This window comes from Streptomyces sp. NPDC048389, from assembly GCF_040706335.1.
Classification (GTDB): domain Bacteria; phylum Actinomycetota; class Actinomycetes; order Streptomycetales; family Streptomycetaceae; genus Streptomyces.
In genome coordinates, this window is record NZ_JBEZKP010000082.1 from 1 (window position 1) to 19,487 (window position 19,487).

A 19,487-nucleotide genomic window follows, 5' to 3' on the forward strand; every position below is an offset into this window, starting at 1 on the left:
GCCCCCGCCGCCGACCGCAGAAACCCCGCCCGCACCGACCTGTCGGCCAACGAGACACGGACCGCGTGCGCCGCCCGCACCACCACATCCACCTCTTCCGCAGTGGCCTCCACCGCAACCCGTTCTCGCCGCTTCCCGGTTCGAGGGTCGATGCTCCATACCGGTGTCGTTGCCACTGCGTCGGCCTCCCAGACTTGTCGTTCGATATCTCGAACTGCGTTCCTTATTTCGAACCCTCGAAGGCTATGCTCCACAAAGAAGGGCGGTCAAGGGCGCTCGCGCCCCATTGACACGCGGCAAGCTCCATCCCTACTGTCGCGGCAGAATTTCGAACATGTGTCGAGATATCGAACAGAACAGGAATCAACTGCCTTGCGCATCACCGGAATCAGCACACATGTCGTCGGGACCCCTTGGCGGAACCTCACCTACGTCCAGGTACACACCGACGAAGGACTCACCGGCATCGGCGAGACCCGCATGCTGGGCCACACCGACGCGCTCGTCGGCTATCTGCGCGAGGCCGAGGCGAACCACATCGCAGGGTCCGACCCGTTCGCGATCGAAGACCTCGTACGCCGGATGAAGTACGGCGACTACGGCCGGGCGGGCGAGATCGTCATGTCGGGCATCGCCTGTGTGGAGATGGCCTGCTGGGACATCAAGGGCAAGGCGCTCGGGGTGCCGGTCTGGCAGCTGCTCGGCGGCCAGGCGCACGGCCGGGTCAAGGCATACGCGAACGGCTGGTACACCACGGAGCGCACACCGGAGGCGTACCACAAGGCCGCACGCGCGGTCATGGAACGCGGCTACCGGGCCCTGAAGATCGACCCCTTCGGTACGGGACACTACGAGCTTTCACACCAGGAGACGCTGTACTCGGTGTCGCTGATCGAGGCGGTCCGCGACGCGATCGGCCCCGACGCGGAGCTGATGCTGGAGATGCACGGGCGGTTCTCTCCCTCCACCGCCGTGCGGTTGGCGGGTGAACTCGCCCCGTACCGGCCGGCGTGGCTCGAGGAGCCCGTCCCACCGGAGAACCTGAAGGCGCTGGCGAAGGTGGCCGGGAAGGTCGACATGCCGATCGCCACCGGAGAACGCATCCACGACCGCATCGAGTTCCGTGAGCTGTTCGAGTCTCAGGCCGCCGACATCCTCCAGCCGGACGTCGGCCACATCGGCGGCATCCTGGAGACCCGCAAGCTCGCCGCGACCGCCGAGACCCATTACATGCTCGTCGCGCCGCACAACGTCGGCGGGCCCGTGCTGACGGCCGCCTCGCTCCAGGTCGGTTTCTCCACCCCGAACTTCAAGATCCTCGAGCACTTCAACGACTTCGCCGACGCCGAGATCAAGAAGGTCGTCAAGGGCGCGCCGCAGGTCGTGGACGGCTACTTCGAGCTGTCGCACGAACCGGGGCTCGGGGTGGAGCTCGACACCGACGCGGCCGCCGAATTCCCGCAGCAGCGGGCCAGGTTCGACCTGTGGGCCGAGGGCTGGGAGAAGCGCAACCCGACGGAGAAGCAGGCATGACCACCGACGGGGCGGACCGCCCGCCCCGGGAACTCGTGCTCGACGGCCCCGGCCGGTTCCGGCTCACCGGGCACACCCCGCGCCCGGCGGGCCCGGGCGAGGCGCGGGTCCGGGTCGCGGCGGTCGGCATCTGCGGCAGCGACCGGGAGGTGTTCCAGGGCACCCGGCCAGAGGGCTACGTCCGCTATCCCGTCGTCCCGGGGCACGAGTGGTCGGGCACCGTGGCGGCCGTCGGGGACGGTGTGCCCGCCTCCCTCGTCGGCCGGAAGGTCGTCGGCGAGGGCTTCCGCAACTGCCAGGTCTGCGCCCGCTGCCACGCGGGCGAGACCACACTGTGCGGCGCCGGCTACGAGGAGACCGGGTTCACGCAGCCGGGGGCGATGGCCCAGACCCTCACCCTGCCCGCCCGGCTGCTCCACCCGCTGCCGGACGACGCCGACCTGGCGGCCGCCGCCCTGCTCGAACCGGCGGCGTGTGTCGCCGCCGCGGCGCTCAAGGCGGACGTCCGTCCCGGTGAGCGCGTGGCCGTCGTGGGCACCGGCACCCTCGGCATGCTCGCGGCGCAGCTCCTTCGGGCCTGCTCCCCCGCCGAGTTGCTGATGGTGGGCACCCGGTCCGACCGAGCCGGCCTCGCCCGCTCCTTCGGGGCGAGCGACTACCGCACGGTGGCGGAAGAGCCCCTCCCCGGTGGCTTCGACGTCGTCGTCGAGGCCGCCGGGGCGGCGTCGGCCGCCCGTACCTCCGCCGCGCTGCTGCGGCGCGGCGGCCGCCTGGTGCTCACCGGCATCCCCGCGCCCGGTGCCCTCGGGCTGGACCCGACCGATCTCGTGGTGCGGCAGCTGGAGGTCCGAACCGTGTTCGGCGCACCGCCGGCCGCCTGGGCGCACGCGGTGCGCGCCTTCGCCGCAGGGCTGCTCACTCCGCTGCCGCTCGTCACCCATGAGCTGACACTCGACGCGTTCGAGCAGGCCATGGGCCTGGTGGGCGCCGGCGACCCCACGGTCGGCAAAGTGCTGCTGCGCCCCTGAGAACCCACCCCGCGCAAGGGTCGGGCGGCGATCGGAGCCGTGCCGACCCGTCTGCACGATTTCGAACAGCATTCGAGATATCGAACATCCGTGAACCGTACTCGACGACGCCTTTCCGTCAGCCGGAGGAGATCCATGTCCCCGTCCTCACCCCCGCGCCGCCCCGGCGAGCCCGCACTGACCGCTCTCGGCCTGGGCGGCGCGGCCCTCGACCCCGCCGACACCTCCCCGCACACCTTTCCGGACGGTGGCCGCTGGCGTGTGGAGATCCCGTCCGTAGAGGGGCCGGAGGCGCTGGCGGCCGTGCTCAAGGAATCGACCCGGCTCGACGTTCCCGTGCACCGCATCAGTCAGGGCAGCGGCGTGTGGATGCTCGGCGACGACGAGATCACCGAAATGGTGGAGGCGACGGCCGAACGGGACATCGAGCTCTGCCTGTTCACCGGCCCGCGGGGCACCTGGGACACCGGGGCCTCCGCCCGTACCGACTCCCGCGGCGGCGGCCCGCGCGCCCGTGGGCACGACGCGGTCGCCGGCTGCGTGGAGGACGCCCTGCGCGCCACGGAACTGGGCGTCCGCTGCCTGCTCGTCGCCGACGAGGGTGTGCTGTGGACCCTGCACCGGGCCCGGATCCGAGGGCTCCTGCCCGCGGACACCACCCTGAAGGTCTCGGCGCTCATCGGCCCGGTCAACCCGGCCGCGTACGCCGTGTACGAGCGCCTCGGCGCCGACTCCCTCAATGTACCCAGCGACCTGACGACCACTCATCTGACCGAGATCCGCCGGGTCAGCCGTGCGCCGATGGACATGTACGTGGAGGCGCCGGACGACCTCGGCGGCTATGTCCGGATGTACGAGATCGCCGAGCTGGTCCGGCGCGGTGCACCCCTCTACCTCAAGTTCGGCCTCGCCAAGGCCCCGTCCGTCTACCCGTCGGGCCTCCATCTGCGGGAGACCGTCCTGAGCACCGCCCGGGAGCGGGTACGCCGGGGCAGGCTGGCTCTCGACCTGCTGGTGCGGCACGGGGCGGGCGACGCGATGTCGCCGCTCGGTTCACGGCTGCCGGGCGAGCTGCACCGCTTCGAGGACGCCGCCGCCTGACACCGCGCGAAGGGCCGGGGCGCACCCGTGGTGGGTGCGTCCCGGCCCTTCGTGTGCGGGTGGCTACTGGCCGGCGAGGCCCGTGTGCGCGATCCCGCGCACGATCTGCCGCTGGAAGAGCATGAACACGATCAGCAAGGGCAGACCGGCGATCACCAGCGCCGCCATGATCTGCGCGTACCGGACGCCGAACGACGACTGGACGTTGACCAGGCCGACGGGCAGCGTCATCCCGGCGGGGTCGGTGGTCACCAGGAACGGCCACAGGAAGTTGTTCCACGTGGAGATGAAGGTGAAGATCGCGACGGCGGCGAGCACCGGCCGGGACAGCGGCATCACGATCGTCCAGAAGACCCGCCATCGTCCCGCGCCGTCGACGAAGGCGGCCTCCTCCAGCTCCCGCGGCACCCCTTCGAAGAACTTCACCAGGATGAAGACCATGGCCGGTACGGCGACCTGGGGCAGGATCACGCCCCAGTAGGTGTCGACCAGGCCGAGCTGCACCATCTCGGTGAACAGCGGCGCGATCAGCACCTGCGGCGGCACCATGATGCCCGCGAGGACCAGCCCGTAGAGCGCCTTGCGGCCGCGGAAGTCGGTGCGGGTGAAGCCGTAGGCGGCCATCGCGCACGTCAGGACGGTCAGCAGTGTCGTCATCAGGGAGATGTACGCGGAGTTCAGCATCCAGCGCATCACATCGCCCGACTCCCACACCTTGGTGTACGCGTCGAAGGTGACGCGCGAGCCGATCCACTCGAGCGGGGTGCTCGTCGTCTCCGCCTCGGGCTTGAGCGAGGTCGCGACGGCCCAGGCCAGCGGGACGAGCCAGACGGCCGCGAGGATCAGGGCGACCGCCAGGAGGGCGATCCTGCCCCCGGTCCAGCGGACTTGGCGCCCGCCGGCGTCGGCGGCGGCCCGGCGCGCGGAGGGGATCTTGGCGGTGACGGAACCGCTCACTTTGCGGCCTCCTCAGCTCGGCGCCGGGACAGCACGGGCTGCACCAGGGAGACGATCAGGATCAGGGCGAAGAAGATGTAGGAGACGGCCGAGGCGTAGCCGATGCGGTATCCCGTGAATCCCTGCTGGTAGACGTACTGGAGGATCGGCCGGGTCGACTCGTCGGGGCCGCCGCCGGTCATGATGTAGACCTGGTCGAAGATCTTCAGCGAGGCCAGCACCTGGAGGACCACCACCAGTCCGGTCGTGCGGCGCAGCATCGGCAGGGTGATGTGCCACAGGCGCTGCCGGGCTCCGGCACCGTCCAGTTCGGCGGCCTCGTAGAGGTGGACCGGGACGGCCTGCAGGGCGGCGAGGTAGAGCAGGAAATTGAAGCCGACGGTCCACCAGACGGTGGTCGCCACGATGGAGAGCATCGCGTAGCGCTCCTCGCTGAGCCAGCCGATGCCCGGCTCAAGTCCGGCGGAGGCGAGCATCTGGTCGGCGAGGCCGAAGCCGGACGGGAAGATCATCTGCGCGAACAGCAGGCAGACCACTCCCGACGGCAGCAGGAACGGGGCGAACCAGCTGAGCCGCCACAGCCACTGCACCACCCGGAGCTGGTGCGCGAGCAGCGCCAGTCCCAGGCCCACGAGGACGAGCGGGACGGTGGAGAGCACGGTGAACCAGACCGTGTTCCACAGGGAGGACCAGACGTCCGGGTCGCCGATGGCCTCGGCGTAGTTGGCGAAGCCGACGAACTCGCCACCGGTACCGGTGATGTTCTCGCTCGTCAGGCTCATGCCGACGCCGGACATCAGCGGCCACAGGAGGAACATCGCGTACACGAGCAGGAACGGGGCGACGAAGACCAGGCCGTGCTCGGTCCATCTGCGGTGGACGCGGCGGACCGGCGCACGGCCGGCGGCGGCGCGGGGCCTGGCCACCGGGGGCGGCGGTACCGCGGTGGTGGTGGTCATGACGCGACTCCGGGAAGGGGATTGCGGGTGTCGAGGAGGTTCCTGAGGCGTGACTTGGCCTCGGTGAGGGCACCGCGGGGGCTTCGGGAGCCGGTGAGGACACCGGAGAAGACGGCGCCGAGCTCGATCCACATGCGGGAGGCTGAGCCGGCGAACCAGGCGGGCTCGTCGAGGGCCACGTCGTCGATCACCCCGCGGTACTCGGACTGCGGCTTCAACTCGAGATAGGCGGGGTCCCGCAGCACCGGGCGGTACGCGGGCACATGGCCGCCCTCGGCCCAGGCGACGGAGTTGCGCAGCATCCAGGCGACGAGGGTGTGGGCCGCCTCGTTCGGCGCACCGCCACGGGCGGCCTGGTGCGGCAGGACGAAGGCATGGCAGTCGGCCTGGGCGGAGGGACGGCCGAAGAGCGCGGGAACACGGGTCATGGAGAACGGGATCCCGGCCGTCCGGAAGGTGCTGATCTCCCACTCGCCGTTGAGATGGAAGGCCGTCTTCCCGCCGTTGAAGATGCCGACGGAGGCGCCGTAGTCGGCGCGGCGCACCATCAGCCCCTCCTCCGCGAGCGAGGCCATGTACGTCAGTACGCGCAGCGCCTTCGCGTCGTCGAGGGCCATACGTTTGCCGTCGTCGGAGAGGACCTTGCCGCCGGTCTGGGAGTAGAAGGTGGCGAACAGCCGCCAGGGGGTGATGCAGTCGGGGCCGAGGGTCTCCGTCACCAGGCCGGGCAGGCCGGTGGCCTTCTTCGCCGCGCGCAGCGCGTCGGCGAACCCCTCTGCTCCCTCGATGGGTTTGAGCCGGCCGCCGGTCATGAGACCGGCCTTCTCGCACACCTCGGTCTGATAGTAGAGCACCATGGGGTGGGTGTCGAGCGGCACGGTGTACTGCTTGCCGGCCACCCGGCCGCGCCGCCAGATGTCCGGCGGGAAGTCCTGCTCGCGCACTCCCAGGTCGGCGAGCAGGTCCAGGTCGAACGGGTCCAGTAGCCGGCCGGGGGCGAACCCGGCGAGCCGGGCGAGGTGCAGCACGGCCAGCTCGGGAGCGCGTCCGCCCGCGCCCGCCATGCCCAGCTTGGTGTAGTAGGGGGCGCCCCACTGGAGGGTCACGGCCTCCAGTGCCACGTCCGTGTGCTCGGCGCGGAAGTCGTCCAGCATCGCCTGCATGTTGACTCCGTCGCCGCCGCCGAACAGATGCCAGAACCGCAGACGGGTCTGTCCGGGGCCGGCGCCGGCGGACGGCGCGGCGCAGCCGGACAGGGGGCCCAGGGCCGCGGCGCCGGCCAAGGCGCCGACGCCGCCGGCAAGGGCTCGGCGCCGGGTGAGGAGGGGAGGGTGCATGGCGGCTCGTCTCTGCGGGAGTTCGGTCGGTGGTGAGGGCAAGTGGCGGATCGCCTCGGGGCCGCCCGGCCCCGGTGCCCGGGGCGACCGGGGGCGGGCGGCGGCTTGTCCGGGGCCGGTCCGCGGATCGGGCGCCGGACGCCGGGCGCCGGACCTCGGGACGGAGGGTCAGGCGCCGGACGCCGGGCGCCGGACGCCGGACTTCGGACAGAGCGTCAGGCACCAGGGGCCGGGGCCGGACGCCGGACGTCCTTCGAAGGGCCAGACGCCGGACGCCGGACCGTCATTCGGAAGGCCAGGCACCGGCGGCCAGGCGGAAGGTCAGGGGCCGGCGGCCGGACGTCGTTCGAAAGGTCAGGCGCCGGCGGCCAGGCGGATCACGTTCCACGACAGCGGCTCGAGCGTGACGTCGAGGACGCCTGCGTCGACCCGGGCGCCGTGGCCCTCGTGCGGCACGACACGCTCGGGGTCGGCCAGGGTGTTGCGCGCGTCGGGGTCGGCATCGCTGAGCACGCTGTGCTCCACGACCCGGCTCACGTCCAGCCCGGACAGGGCAACACGGAGCGGCAGCGGCCGGCTCTGGCCGCGGTTGACGGCGAAGACGGTGACCGCGCCGCTCTTCGGATCGCGGACGGCGGTGGCGTGCAGCAGCGGCACCTCGCCGTAGGCGGGCGTCCGGTACGTGGGCGACTCGGCCCGTACGTCGAGGACTTCGCCGCGACCGTACCGGGATGCCTGGGCGAAGGGGAAGAACGTCGTCTGCCGCCAGGCCGGGCCGCCCGGCTCGGTCATGATCGGCGCGATCACGTTGACGAGCTGGGCGAGGCAGGCGACGGTGACCCGGTCTGCGTGACGCAGCAGCGCGATCAGCAGCGAGCCGAAGACGACGGCGTCGGTGACGCTGTAGTTGTCCTCCAGCAGTCGTGGCGCCTCCGGCCAGTCCAGCGGGTTCGCCTCGGTCTCCGCCTGGAAGCGCTTCTGGTACCAGACGTTCCACTCGTCGAAGGAGAGCTGGATCTTCTTCTTCGACTTGAGCCGGGCGCCCACGTGGTCGCAGGTCGCGACGACGTTCTCGATGAAGGACTCCATGTCGACTGCGGACGCGAGGAACGAGTCGCGGTCGCCGTCGAGTTCCTCGTAGTAGGCGTGCAGCGAGATGTGGTCGACCAGGTCGTACGTCTCCTCCAGGACCGTCGCCTCCCAGGCGGCGAAGGTGGGCATGGCCCGGCTCGAGCTGCCGCAGGCCACGAGCTCCACCCCGGGGTCGATCTGGCGCATCGCCCGGGCGGTCTCCGCCGCCAGCCTGCCGTACTCCTCCGCCGTCTTGTGACCGGTCTGCCAGGGCCCGTCCATCTCGTTGCCCAGGCACCACAGGCGGATGCCGTACGGGTCCTTGTCGCCGTGCGCGACGCGCCGGTCCGAGAGTTCGGTCCCGGACGGATGGTTGGCGTACTCCTGGAGCTGGAGCGCTTCGGCCACGCCCCGCGTGCCGAGGTTCACGGCCATCATCGGCTCGGCCTCGGGGCCCGCCTTCTTCACGAAGCCGATGAACTCGCTCAGCCCGAAACGGTTCGTCTCTGTGGACCGCCAGGCGAGGTCGAGGCGGCGCGGCCGCTCCTGGGCGGGGCCGACGGAGTCCTCCCACCGGTAGCCGGAGACGAAGTTGCCGCCGGGGTAGCGGATCGCGGTGACGCCGAGTTCGCGGACCAGTTCCAGGACGTCGGTCCGCAGCCCGGCCTCGTCGGCGGCCGGGTGGCCGGGTTCGAAGATGCCGGTGTACACGCAGCGGCCCAGGTGCTCGACGAACGAGCCGAAGAGACGGGGGTTCACCTCTCCCACGGTGAAGGCCGGGTCGAGTGTGAAGCGGGCGTTGCTGTCGGGCATGGTGTCCTTCCGAAGTGTGCGGGGCGTCAGGGGGAAACGACCGGCCAGCCGTCCTTGCCCCAGGTCAGGGCGTTGAGTCCGAGCTTGGGCCGGCCGTCGTCCGCCGCGTCGTAGTAGTGGTAGACGAGGACGTCACGGCCGCGGTCGCGGAGCACGGACTGGCCGCCGGTGCCGATGTACCTGCCGTGTCCGGAGAGCAGCAGCTCGCCGCCGCCCTCGGTCATGGGGGTGCCGTCGCGGTCGTAGTAGGGGCCGGTGGGGCTCGTCGCCCGGCCGACTCGGACGTTGTCCGTCGAATCGGTGCCGGCGCAGCAGCGGTCGTAGGAGACGAAGAGGTAGTAGTGGCCGCCGTGGCGGACGATGTACGGCGCCTCGACCGCATAGGGGGCGTCCGGGCGGGTGGCGAGGTGCAGCACCTCGGGATCGGCGGCGGCCGGTTTGCCGGTGCGGCGGTCGAGTTCGATCATGCGGATGCCGGTCCAGTAGGAGCCGAAGCTCATCCAGACCTTGCCGTCGGCCTGGATGACGGCCGGGTCGATCGCGTTGTAGTGGTCCGAGGTGGTGGTGGCGAAGACGACGCCCCGGTCCTGCCAGGTGCCGGGCCTGCCCGAGGGCGAGGTGGCCAGGCCGATCGCGGAGTGGTTGGAGCCGAAGGAGGAGACGGCGTAGTAGAGCCAGTGGACGCCGTCTCGGTAGGTGATCTCCGGCGCCCAGGGGTCGCCCTCGGGCGAGTAGGCGTGCCACCAGTCAGGGATCTCGGTGAACGCCGACCCGGCGCGCCGCCATGTCCTGCCGTCCTGGGAGACGCGGGCCTCGATCTTGTTGTGGGTGGAGTAAACAACGTAGTTGCCGTCCGCCAGCCGGGCGGCGGACGGGTCGTGGACCTCGGTGTCCCCGGTGACGTGGCGTGGGTCGGGGTACGAGGCGGTGGCGGACGCCGGAGTGGCACCGGCGGATCCGACGGGTCCGACGGCGTGGCCCGGCAGTGTTCCGGCGCCGCACAGGGCTGCGGCGAGGGCGGTGGCGGTGAGGGCGGTCCCGAGGTGCTTGCGGGGTCCGGATCGCGCGGCCTGCATGAAGGGCGGCTCCTTCACTCGACGGGGAGGTGGAAGGGGAGCAGCCACGGAGCGTTCGAAATACCGACACGCGCTCGCCACTTCGAACGGGACCGTAGACGCGGGCGGACGAGGCGTCAATGGCTCTCGCTGAAATGACGAACAGCGTTCGATATTTCGCACATCCGGAGCGATGGAAGCTCACCAGTGCCGGAGCCGGACGCCGCCGCCCAGGCCGACTCCACCGACTGGACCCGCGCACCCGCCCGGCCCGACTCGGCACGCCCCGCCCGCTCAGCCCGTGAACGCCGGCTGCGCCAACCCCCTTCCGGCATCGGGCAGCACCAGCACCGAGCCCGACAGCGGATGCGGCGCGGCAAGTCCCTTGCGCGCAGAGGTGATGTAGAGGTCGGTGAGGGCGGCGCCGCCGAACGCGCACGAGGTGGGGCGGCGCACCGGCAGCGCGACGACACGGTCCAGCACCCCCCGGGGCGTGTACCGGCGCACCGCGCCGCCGTCCCACAGGGCCACCCAGACGCAGCCGTCCGCGTCCACGGTCAGCCCGTCGGGGTAGCCCGCGCCCGGCTCGACGACGACCAGCGGACGGCGGTTCACCGGCAGCGGGTCGCCGGGGCGGACGTCGAACACGTCGATGCGGCGGGTCGGCGAGTCGATGTAGTACATCCGGCTGCCGTCCGGGCTCCACCCCGTGCCATTGCTGACGGAGACATCGGTCAGCAGGGGGGCCGCCGTGCCGTCCGGTGCGATCCGGGTCAGCGTCCCACCTCCCGGTGCCTCGTCGTAGCGCATGGTTCCGGCCCACAGAGAGCCGTCCGGCGCCACGGCTGCGTCGTTGCCGCGCCGCCCGTCGACAGGATCCCGGTGCAGCCAGCGGAAGGTGCCGTCGGCGTCGTAGAGCCCGACACCGTCGCGGAGGTTGACGACCAGGCCCCCGCCGGCGCGGGGCTTGGCCGCTCCGACGTGCTGCTCGGTGGCCATGACGGTGCGCCGGCCGGTGGCGGGGTCGTAGGTGTGCACGCGCGCCGAGAGGATGTCGACCCACAGCAGACGGGCGGCCGACGCGTCCCAGGTGGGCCCCTCCCCGAGGACGGCCTCGTGCCGCACCGCGATCTCGGGGCCCGTCACGGCGCCGCCCGGTGCCCGAGCCGCTCGGACAGGTCCATGGCCCCCTTCGCGGCCAGCGACCGCAGCTCCGCGAGCCGTTCCTCGCTCCAGCGGATCATCGGTACGGAGATGGAGAGCGCCGCGACGACCCGCCCGGAGCGGTCGCGCACCGGCGCGGCGACACAGCTGACGTCCGCGTTCGACTCGCGCTGTTCGAGGGCGATGCCGGCCGTCCGCACGGTCGCGAGTTCGGAGCGCAGCACGGCCGGGTCGGTGATGCTGTTCGGCGTCATGGCCACCAGTTCGGCGCCCGGTGCGAGGCGGGCGTCGAGCTGGTCCTCCGGCAGGGAGGCGAGCAGCATCTTGCCGACGGCGGTGCAGTGCGCCGGCAGACTCCGGCCGGCCGCCGAGACCATGCGGACGGCATGGGTGGAGTCGACCTTCGCGACGTAGAGGACCTGAGAGCCGTCCAGGATCGCGACATGCACGGTCTCGCCGCAGGTCTGGGCGACGGAGCGGGCCACCTCCTGGCCCTCGCGGGCAAGGTCGAGCTGCTCGGCGTAGCGGCTGCCCAGCTGGTAGGTGCGGACCCCGAGCCGGTAGCGCCCGGACTGGCCTTCCACCGGTACGAGGTAGGACCGGGCCGTGAGTGTCGTGATCAGTTCGTGCACAGTGGTGCGCGGCAGCTGGAGTCTGCGGACGATGTCGGGAGCCGACAGCGTCCCGTCCCCGTCGAGGAAGAGCTCCAGAATGTCGAGAGCCCGGGCGACAGCGGGCACGTGGCGTCCCATGACCTTCCCTTTGTTCGAGATATCAACGCTTGACCGACTGGACGAACAGTCTATCGCCGCCGCCTTTCACCGGTAAGCGTTGCGGATCTGCTGTTTCCGCTGCGCGACCCATTGACACCCGCCCGGCCCGGTCCTTACCTTCACCGCAGATCTCGAACACCGTCCGATATACCGAACATTGAGGTTGCTCGTGACCCCTCCTTCCGCGCCGGCCTTCGGCAAGCGCCGGCCCGGTGAAACGGCACTCGCCGCGCTGGGCCTGGCCGCTCCCACCGAGAACCCTGCGGACGCCTCCCCGCACCGGTTCCCCGACGGGGGCGGCTGGCGCACCGAGATCCCCTCCTGTGAGGGGCCCGAAGTGCTCGCCGTCGTACTCGAGGAGGCCGCCCGGCTGGACCTGCCGATCCATCGCATCAGCCAGGGCAGCGGCGTCTGGATGCTGACCGACGGTGAGATCACCGACATGGTGGAGTCGACGGCCGAACGCGGCATCGAGCTGTGCCTGTTCACCGGGCCGCGCGGCAGCTGGGACATCGGCGCGTCGACACGTACCGATTCCGGCGGCTCGGGACTTCGGGCCCGCGGGCACGACGCGCTCGCCGGGTGTGTCGAGGACGCCCTGCGCGCCACCTCCCTCGGCGTCCGGTGCCTGCTGGTCGCGGACGAGGGGGTGCTCTGGTGCCTGCACCGGCTCCGCGAGCAGGGCGTGCTGCCGGCCGACACGACGTTCAAGGTCTCCGCGCTGGTCGGCCCGGCCAACCCGGCCGCCTACGCGGTGCACGAGCGCCTCGGCGCCGACTCCGTCAACGTCCCCTCCGACCTGACACTCGCTCACCTCACGGAGATCCGCAGGGTCAGCGCCGCGCCGATGGACCTCTACATCGAGGCACCCGACGACCTCGGCGGCTACGTCCGCATGTACGAGACGGCCGAGCTGATCCGTCGCGGCGCCCCGCTGTACCTCAAGTTCGGGCTGAGCAAGGCTCCCGGCTTCTACCCGTACGGAGCCCAGATGCGCGACGTGATGCTGGCATCCGCGCGCGAACGCGTCCGGCGCGGACGGCTGGTACTGGACCTGCTGGCCCGGCACGGCGCCGACGGCGGGATGTCGCCGCTCGGCTCCCGCCTCCCCGGCCCCCTGCGCCGCTTCCCGGTCACCGACCTGCCCACGACGGACCCGTCCGTAGAACTGCCCGGCGCCGCCCCGGCGGTCGTGCCCTCACCCCTTAAGGACTGATGAAGATGCGTAACCGCCGAACCACTGTCGTCACCGCCGTCGCCGCCGCGCTCGCGCTGTCCCTCGCCGCCTGCGGCCAGAACAGCACCGGCGGCAGCAAGCAGGAGGAGAAGGGCGGAAAGGGCTCCACGATCGGCATCGCCATGCCGACCAAGTCGTCGGAGCGGTGGATCGCCGACGGTGACAACATGGCCGCCCAGTTCGAGAAGCTCGGCTACAAGACCGATCTGCAGTACGGCGACGACGACGTCGACCAGCAGGTCAGCCAGATCGAGAACATGATCACCAAGGGCGTCGACGTCCTCGTCGTCGCCGCCATCGACGGCCGGGCGCTGGGCGACGTGCTGCGCCAGGCGGGCGAGCAGGGCATCGAGGTGATCTCCTACGACCGGCTGATCCTCGGCAGCGACAACGTCGACTACTACGCCTCCTTCGACAACGAGAAGGTGGGCGAACTCCAGGCCGGCTACATCGTCGACAAGCTCGGCCTGAAGGACGGCGGCGCCGAAGGCCCGTTCACCGTCGAACTGTTCGCCGGCTCCCCCGACGACAACAACACCCGCTTCTTCTTCCAGGGCGCGTGGAAGGTCCTCAAGCCCTACATCGACAAGAAGCAGCTCGTGGTCCGCAGTGGGCAGACCCGGCTGGAGCAGATCACCACCCTGCGCTGGGACGGTGGCACCGCGCAGAAGCGCATGGACGACCTGCTGACCGGCTCGTACTCCTCGGACACCGTGGACGCCGTGCTCTCCCCGTACGACGGCATCTCGATCGGCATCCTGTCCGCGCTCAAGTCCGACGGCTACGGCACCGAGGCCAAGCCGTACCCGGTGGTCACCGGGCAGGACGCGGAGGTGGCCTCCGTCAAGTCCATCATCGCCGGACAGCAGACGCAGACCGTGTACAAGGACACCCGGGCGCTCGCCAAGCAGGCCGTGCAAATGGCCGACGCCGTGCTGAACGACAAGAAGCCCGAGGTCAACGACACCACCACCTACGACAACGAGAGGAAGGTCGTGCCCGCCTTCCTGCTCGACCCGGTCAGCGTCGACAAGTCCAACTACGAGTTGGTGCTCGTCGACTCCGGCTACATCAAGGCGAGCGACCTGTGACCGGCGGCGCCGCACCGATCCTTCAGATGCGCTCGATCGGCAAGTCGTTCCCCGGGGTACGCGCGCTGTCCGACGTGACGCTGACCGTGGCGCCCGGCGAGGTGCACGCCATCTGCGGGGAGAACGGCGCCGGCAAGTCGACGCTGATGAAGGTCCTCAGCGGGGTCCACCCGCACGGCAGTTACGAGGGCGACATCCTCTTCGAGGGCGAGAGGTGCGCCTTCAGGGACATCCGGGCCAGCGAGGACCGAGGCATCGTCATCATCCACCAGGAACTCGCCCTGGTGCCGTACCTGTCCATCGCCGAGAACATCTTCCTCGGCAACGAGCACTCCCGGCGCGGCATCATCAGCTGGAACGAGACCCTGCGGCACGCCGCCGCACTGCTGCAGCGCGTCGGCCTCCGCGAGCACCCGCAGACCCGGGTCGCGGACATCGGCGTCGGCAAGCAGCAGCTCGTGGAGATCGCCAAGGCGCTCTCCAAGAAGGTGAAGCTCCTGATCCTCGACGAGCCGACCGCCGCGCTCAACGACGAGGACAGCGCCAAACTCCTGGTTCTCATGAAGGAGTTGAAGGAGCAGGGCATCACCTCGATCATCATCTCGCACAAGCTGGGCGAGATCGCCGAGGTCGCCGACTCCGTCACCGTCATCCGCGACGGCCGCACCATCGAGACCCTCGACGTCGCGGACGGGAACACCACGGAGGACCGCATCATCCGCGGCATGGTGGGCCGCGACCTGGACCACCGGTTCCCACAGCGCACACCCTGGACCGGCGAGCGGAGCGCCCACCCGGCGCTGGAGATACGGGACTGGACCGTGCACCACCCGATCGACCAGCAGCGCAAGGTCGTCGACAAGGTGTCCGTGGAGGTCCGCAGGGGCGAGATCGTCGGCATCGCCGGACTGATGGGGGCCGGCCGCACCGAGCTGGCCATGAGTGTCTTCGGCCGCTCCTACGGGCGCAACATCAGCGGAACGGTGCTCAAGGACGGCAAGGAGATCAGGACCCGCACGGTCCCCGAGGCGGTCGCCCACGGCATCGCCTACGTCACGGAGGACCGCAAGCACTACGGTCTCAACCTGATCGACACCATCGGCCGCAACATCACCATGAGCGCCCTGTCCAAGATCTCCCGGCGCGGTTTCGTGGACGAGCACGCGGAACGCCGGGTCGCCGAGTCGTACCGCACCGGCATGAACATCAAGGCGCCGACGGTCCACGAGCAGGTCGGCCGGCTCTCCGGGGGCAACCAGCAGAAGGTCGTCCTCAGCAAGTGGATCTTCGCCGGGCCGGACGTACTGATCCTCGACGAGCCGACCCGCGGCATCGACGTGGGCGCGAAGTTCGAGATCTACACCGTCATCGACCGGCTCGCCGCCGAGGGCAAGGCCGTCGTCCTCATCTCCTCAGAACTCCCCGAACTGCTCGGCATGTGCGACCGCATCTACACGATGTCCGCCGGCCGCCTCACGGGCGAGGTGCCGCGCGCCGAGGCGACCCAGGAAGTCCTCATGCGCCACATGACCGACACCAGCGACAAGAGGTAACAGACATGGGCCCGGTCTCCACCGACGCCAAGAACAGCCAGCCCAGCCCGGCGCCGCCGGGCGCGCGTTCCACCACGAAGTCGCTCCTGATGGACGCTGCCCGCCGCAACATGCGGCAGTACGGGATGCTCGTCGCCCTGGCGCTCATCGTCGTGCTCTTCGAGATATGGACCGACGGCGTCCTGCTGATGCCGAACAACGTCACCAATCTCGTCCTCCAGAACAGCTACATCCTGGTGCTCGGCATCGGGATGATGATCGTCATCATCTCGGGCCACATCGATCTGTCGGTCGGCTCCCTCGCCGCCCTGGTCTCCGCGGCCTGCGCGGTGATGATGGTCGAGCACGACGTGCCGTGGGTGCTCGCCCTGGTACTCGCCCTGTGCATCGGGGCGGTCGCGGGAGCCTGGCAGGGCTTCTGGATCGCGTACGTCGGCATTCCCTCGTTCATCGTCACGCTGGCGGGCATGCTGCTGTTCCGCGGCGGCACCCAGATCCTGCTCGGCAGCCGGTCGCTCGGACCGTTCCCCGAGGGGTTCCAGAAGATCTCCACCGGCTATCTGCCGGAGATCGGTCCGGTCACCAACTACCACAACCTGACGCTGCTGCTGGGTCTCGCGCTGCTCGCGTTCGCCCTGTGGCAGGAGGTCCGCGACCGCCGCCGGCAGCAGAAGTACGACCTCGACGTGCTGCCGCGGGGCCTGTTCCTCGCCAAGTGCGCGGCCCTTGCTGCGGCGGTCCTCGCCTTCACCCTGACCCTCGCCAGCTACCGCGGCGCCCCGGTCGTGCTGCTGCTCCTGGCGGTCCTCCTCGTCGGCTTCGGGTTCGTCATGCGCAACGCGGTCGTCGGACGCCATGTCTACGCCCTCGGGGGCAACCAGGCGGCGGCCAAGCTGTCGGGCGTGAAGGACAAGCGCGTCACGTTCCTGGTGTTCGTCAACATGGGTGTGCTGGCCGCGCTGGCGGGCGTCGTCTACGCCGCGCGCCTGAACGCCGGTGTGCCGCAGGCGGGCGTGAACTTCGAACTCGAGGCCATCGCGGCCGCGTTCATCGGCGGCGCGTCCATGAGCGGCGGCGTCGGGACCGTGCTGGGCGCGGTCATCGGCGGCCTGGTCCTCGGTGTGCTCAACAACGGTATGTCACTCGTCGGTATCGGCAGCGACTACCAGCAGGTCATCAAGGGCCTGGTGCTGCTGGCGGCCGTCGGGTTCGACGTCTGGAACAAGCGCAAGGTCGGTTCCTGAGATCCGCGGTCGACGAGATCCGCGGTCAACGACTGCTGCCGACCCGCGAATCGCGGGCCGGCAGCAGTCGTGGTGGGGTGGTGGTGCGCGGGCCGCTCAGGCGCCGCGCGCGGTTCAGTTCATGGCCGCGCCCACAGCGGGCGTGCCGGTGGTGAGGAAGACGGTGGACGGAAGGGAGCCGTCCGCCTTGCGCGGCCCCTGAGCCGTGGTGGGGTCGGTGCTGCGGACCCGGACCGCGCTCTGCGGACCGCCCGTCGCCGTGGCGTTCCAGACGTTGGCGGCGCTCACGGTGCGGTGTCCGAGCTTGGCGCCGGCCTTGGCGTTGTCCAGGGCGAGGTTCCTGGACAGCCGTGACGGGGACGACAGGAAGAAGTACCCGTCGGCCCCGTTGCGGAACGCGGTGTTGCGGTGCAGCCGCAGCGCCCCACCGTTGCTGTTCTCGGTGAAGCCGTGGAGGGTGTTGTCCCAAGCGGCGTTGCCCGTGACGACATGCGCGGCGCTCGCCCCGCCGCCGCCCAGCTTGAAGCCGTTGCCGTTGCCCTCGAACGCCGGATCCTTCCAGCGGTTCACGCCGTTGCCGTACGCCCAGCTGCGTTCGATCCGCACGGGGCTCGCCCACTGCCACAGGTCGAGGCCGTCGTCGGCGTTGTTGTAAAGGCGCGCGCCGACGACCCTGTTGTTGCTGCCCGAGCCGAACTTGACGGCGAGGCCGTCGGCGTTCTGACCGTGGTTCTTCGCGTCGTAGTTGTCGTACGAGTCCAGGTTCTCGATGAGGTTGTCATCGGTTCCGTCGCCGCGCAGGGTGAAGCCGGAGTTGCCGTTGCCGTGCGTCGTGATGTTCTTGAAGACACCGCCGACGGACGAGGTGACGACGACCCCGTGTGCCGGAGAGTTGCGGAACGTCAGATTCGACAGGGTCCAGTAGTCGCCGCCTATGGCAACGAGCCACTGGTCCCGGGGCAGCGCGGACCCGTCGATCGTCGCCTTCTCATTGCCGTGGGCGGTGACGGTGATCCGTCGCGCCGCCGTCCCGTCGGCCTGGCTCTTCAGGGACTTCGCCGGGCGGTAGGTACCACCGCGCAGCTGGATGGTGGTGCCGGGGCGTGCCTCGGCGAAGGCCCGCTCCAGGGCCGCGGTCGTGGAGACGACCTGTCCGGCCGGCGCGGCGTCCGCGCCGTCCGAGGCGGTGGCCAGGTAGACACCGCCCGACCCCGCGACGACGGCGGCGGCCGTCGCGGCCGACAGGGTGCGCGCTCTGCGGTGGCGGCCTCTGTTGTTGCTCACGATCATAGTTCCTTGCCTGTTGAAGGGTGGGGCGGTCACGATGGTCAAGGTGGCCGCCCTGTCCTCCTGTTGCCGCCGGGACGCGAAAGGTTGCCGCCGGCGCGAGGCCGGTCACGACCTCAGCGCACACCGAACGAGTGCACGGTCGAGGAGCGGTAGGTCTCCCCCGGGCGAAGCACCGTCGAGGGAAACCCGGGTTGGTTGGGCGAGTCGGGGAAGTGCTGCGTCTCCAGACAGAAGCCGTCGCCCTGGCGGTAGATCCGCCCGGAGGTGCCCTTCAGGGTGCCGTCGAGGAAGTTCCCGCTGTAGAACTGCACTCCCGGCTCGGTGGTGGCGATCCTCATGATCCGTCCGGAGACGGGGTCGGCCACGGTGATCACCTGTTCCGGCGATGCGGTGGCGCCCTTGTCGAGCACGAAGTTGTGGTCGTAGCCCTGTCCCAGCAGGATCTGCTCGTGGCCCTCGCGCAGGTCGACCCCGATGCGCTTGGCGTGCCGGAAGTCGAACGGGGTCCGTGAGACGGTCGCTCTCCGGCCGGTCGGGATGAGCGTGGCGTCGACGGGCGTGTAGCGGGAGGCGTCGATGCGCAGCCGGTGGTCGTGGACCGAGCCGCTGCCCTCCCCCGCCAGGTTGAAGTAGGTGTGGTTGGTGAGGTTGACGACGGTGGGCCGGTCGGTGGTCGCCGCGTAGTCGACGCGGAAGTCGCCTCGGGCGGTGAGGACGTAGTCGACGCGGGTCGTCAGCGTGCCGGGGTAGCCCATCTCGCCGTCCGGGCTGACGCGGCGCAGCGTCAGCCCGACGTCGACACCGCGCCGGTACGGCTCGACGTCCCACACCCGCTTGTCGAAGCCCTGGTCGCCGCCGTGGAGGCTGTTGGGTCCGTCGTTCGCCGGGAGGCGGTACGTGGTGCCGTCGAGGGTGAACCGGGCGCCGGCTATGCGGTTTCCGTACCGGCCGATGAGGGCACCGAAGTACGGGCTCTTCGCGACGTAGTCGGCCAGATCGGCGAAGCCGAGGGACACGTTCGCCGGGCGGCCCCGGCGGTCGGGGATCTCGAGCGTCTGGACGATGCCGCCGTAGGACAGGACCCGCAGCCGGGTACCGCCGTTGGAGAGGGTCCACCGGTCGACGCGGGTGCCGTCGTCGAGGGTTCCGAAGTGCTCCCGCACCGGGTCACGCGTGCGGGCGGCCTCTCCGGGTGCGGATCCGATGGCCGCGTCCGCCGCCGCCGTCGTCGTGGTGGCCGCGGCCAGGGCCGCCCCCCCCCCCCCCCCCCCCGGCCCGTGG

At 70.5% G+C, this 19,487-nt stretch carries 16 protein-coding genes and 1 pseudogene; 7 read left to right on the plus strand and 10 right to left on the minus strand.

What is annotated here, in order from left to right; all coding sequences use genetic code 11:
* A pseudogene (locus AB0903_RS32480) lies at positions 1-176 on the minus strand (aldehyde dehydrogenase (NADP(+))); the annotation flags it as partial.
* A gap of 196 nt (positions 177-372) precedes the next feature.
* Here AB0903_RS32480 and AB0903_RS32485 point away from each other — a divergent pair.
* The 3 genes from AB0903_RS32485 (at position 373) to AB0903_RS32495 (ending at position 3,662) form a co-directional block, all read left to right on the plus strand.
* Complete coding sequence (locus tag AB0903_RS32485) at positions 373-1,533, plus strand: mandelate racemase/muconate lactonizing enzyme family protein (protein ID WP_366708338.1); 1,161 nt, start codon at positions 373-375, stop codon at positions 1,531-1,533.
* On the plus strand, positions 1,530-2,561 hold the full coding sequence (locus AB0903_RS32490; RefSeq protein ID WP_366708339.1) for an alcohol dehydrogenase catalytic domain-containing protein: 1,032 nt from the start codon (positions 1,530-1,532) through the stop codon (positions 2,559-2,561). Before AB0903_RS32485 ends, AB0903_RS32490 begins: the two co-directional genes overlap by 4 nt.
* Positions 2,562-2,696: 135 nt before the next feature.
* The gene (locus AB0903_RS32495) at positions 2,697-3,662 is read left to right on the plus strand and encodes a hypothetical protein (RefSeq protein ID WP_366708340.1); all 966 of its coding nucleotides are present in this window, start codon (positions 2,697-2,699) and stop codon (positions 3,660-3,662) included.
* Positions 3,663-3,725: 63 nt separating this feature from the next.
* Here the strand turns inward: AB0903_RS32495 and AB0903_RS32500 are convergent, their stop codons facing one another.
* From AB0903_RS32500 to AB0903_RS32530, 7 genes are all read right to left on the minus strand, one after another.
* Positions 3,726-4,595, minus strand: a complete 870-nt coding sequence (locus tag AB0903_RS32500) for a carbohydrate ABC transporter permease (RefSeq protein WP_366708351.1) — start codon at positions 4,593-4,595, stop codon at positions 3,726-3,728.
* A gap of 20 nt (positions 4,596-4,615) precedes the next feature.
* Positions 4,616-5,578, minus strand: a complete 963-nt coding sequence (locus AB0903_RS32505) for a sugar ABC transporter permease (RefSeq protein WP_366708341.1) — start codon at positions 5,576-5,578, stop codon at positions 4,616-4,618.
* On the minus strand, positions 5,575-6,915 hold the full coding sequence (locus AB0903_RS32510) for an extracellular solute-binding protein (RefSeq protein WP_366708342.1): 1,341 nt from the start codon (positions 6,913-6,915) through the stop codon (positions 5,575-5,577). Before AB0903_RS32510 ends, AB0903_RS32505 begins: the two co-directional genes overlap by 4 nt.
* Positions 6,916-7,269: 354 nt before the next feature.
* Positions 7,270-8,799, minus strand: a complete 1,530-nt coding sequence (locus AB0903_RS32515) for an alpha-N-arabinofuranosidase (RefSeq protein ID WP_366708343.1) — start codon at positions 8,797-8,799, stop codon at positions 7,270-7,272.
* 26 nt (positions 8,800-8,825) lie between these two features.
* On the minus strand, positions 8,826-9,875 hold the full coding sequence (locus AB0903_RS32520) for an arabinan endo-1,5-alpha-L-arabinosidase (protein ID WP_366708344.1): 1,050 nt from the start codon (positions 9,873-9,875) through the stop codon (positions 8,826-8,828).
* Positions 9,876-10,148: 273 nt separating this feature from the next.
* Positions 10,149-11,000, minus strand: coding sequence for an SMP-30/gluconolactonase/LRE family protein (locus AB0903_RS32525; protein WP_366708345.1), 852 nt, complete (start codon positions 10,998-11,000; stop codon positions 10,149-10,151).
* Positions 10,997-11,770, minus strand: a complete 774-nt coding sequence (locus AB0903_RS32530) for an IclR family transcriptional regulator (RefSeq protein ID WP_366708346.1) — start codon at positions 11,768-11,770, stop codon at positions 10,997-10,999. The genes AB0903_RS32525 and AB0903_RS32530 overlap by 4 nt, the downstream gene beginning before the upstream one ends.
* A 184-nt stretch (positions 11,771-11,954) precedes the next feature.
* On the opposite strand from AB0903_RS32530, the gene AB0903_RS32535 reads away from it, so the two are divergent.
* The 4 genes from AB0903_RS32535 to mmsB are packed head-to-tail and all read left to right on the plus strand — an operon-like array spanning position 11,955 to position 16,916.
* On the plus strand, positions 11,955-13,007 hold the full coding sequence (locus tag AB0903_RS32535) for a hypothetical protein (RefSeq protein ID WP_366708347.1): 1,053 nt from the start codon (positions 11,955-11,957) through the stop codon (positions 13,005-13,007).
* A gap of 5 nt (positions 13,008-13,012) precedes the next feature.
* The gene (chvE, locus tag AB0903_RS32540) at positions 13,013-14,119 is read left to right on the plus strand and encodes a multiple monosaccharide ABC transporter substrate-binding protein (protein ID WP_366708348.1); all 1,107 of its coding nucleotides are present in this window, start codon (positions 13,013-13,015) and stop codon (positions 14,117-14,119) included.
* A 26-nt stretch (positions 14,120-14,145) separates the two neighbouring features.
* Positions 14,146-15,672 (plus strand): multiple monosaccharide ABC transporter ATP-binding protein, encoded by a 1,527-nt coding sequence (gene mmsA, locus AB0903_RS32545; RefSeq protein WP_366708352.1) that lies wholly within the window; start codon positions 14,146-14,148, stop codon positions 15,670-15,672.
* 5 nt (positions 15,673-15,677) lie between these two features.
* Positions 15,678-16,916, plus strand: a complete 1,239-nt coding sequence (gene mmsB, locus AB0903_RS32550) for a multiple monosaccharide ABC transporter permease (RefSeq protein ID WP_366708349.1) — start codon at positions 15,678-15,680, stop codon at positions 16,914-16,916.
* A 114-nt stretch (positions 16,917-17,030) separates the two neighbouring features.
* On the opposite strand, the gene AB0903_RS32555 is transcribed toward mmsB, so the two are convergent.
* Positions 17,031-18,200 (minus strand): right-handed parallel beta-helix repeat-containing protein, encoded by a 1,170-nt coding sequence (locus AB0903_RS32555; RefSeq protein ID WP_366708350.1) that lies wholly within the window; start codon positions 18,198-18,200, stop codon positions 17,031-17,033.
* A gap of 119 nt (positions 18,201-18,319) precedes the next feature.
* Positions 18,320-19,411: an aldose epimerase family protein gene (locus AB0903_RS32560; RefSeq protein ID WP_366708353.1), complete on the minus strand. Its 1,092-nt coding sequence runs from the start codon at positions 19,409-19,411 to the stop codon at positions 18,320-18,322.
* Positions 19,412-19,487: the final 76 nt, after the last annotated feature.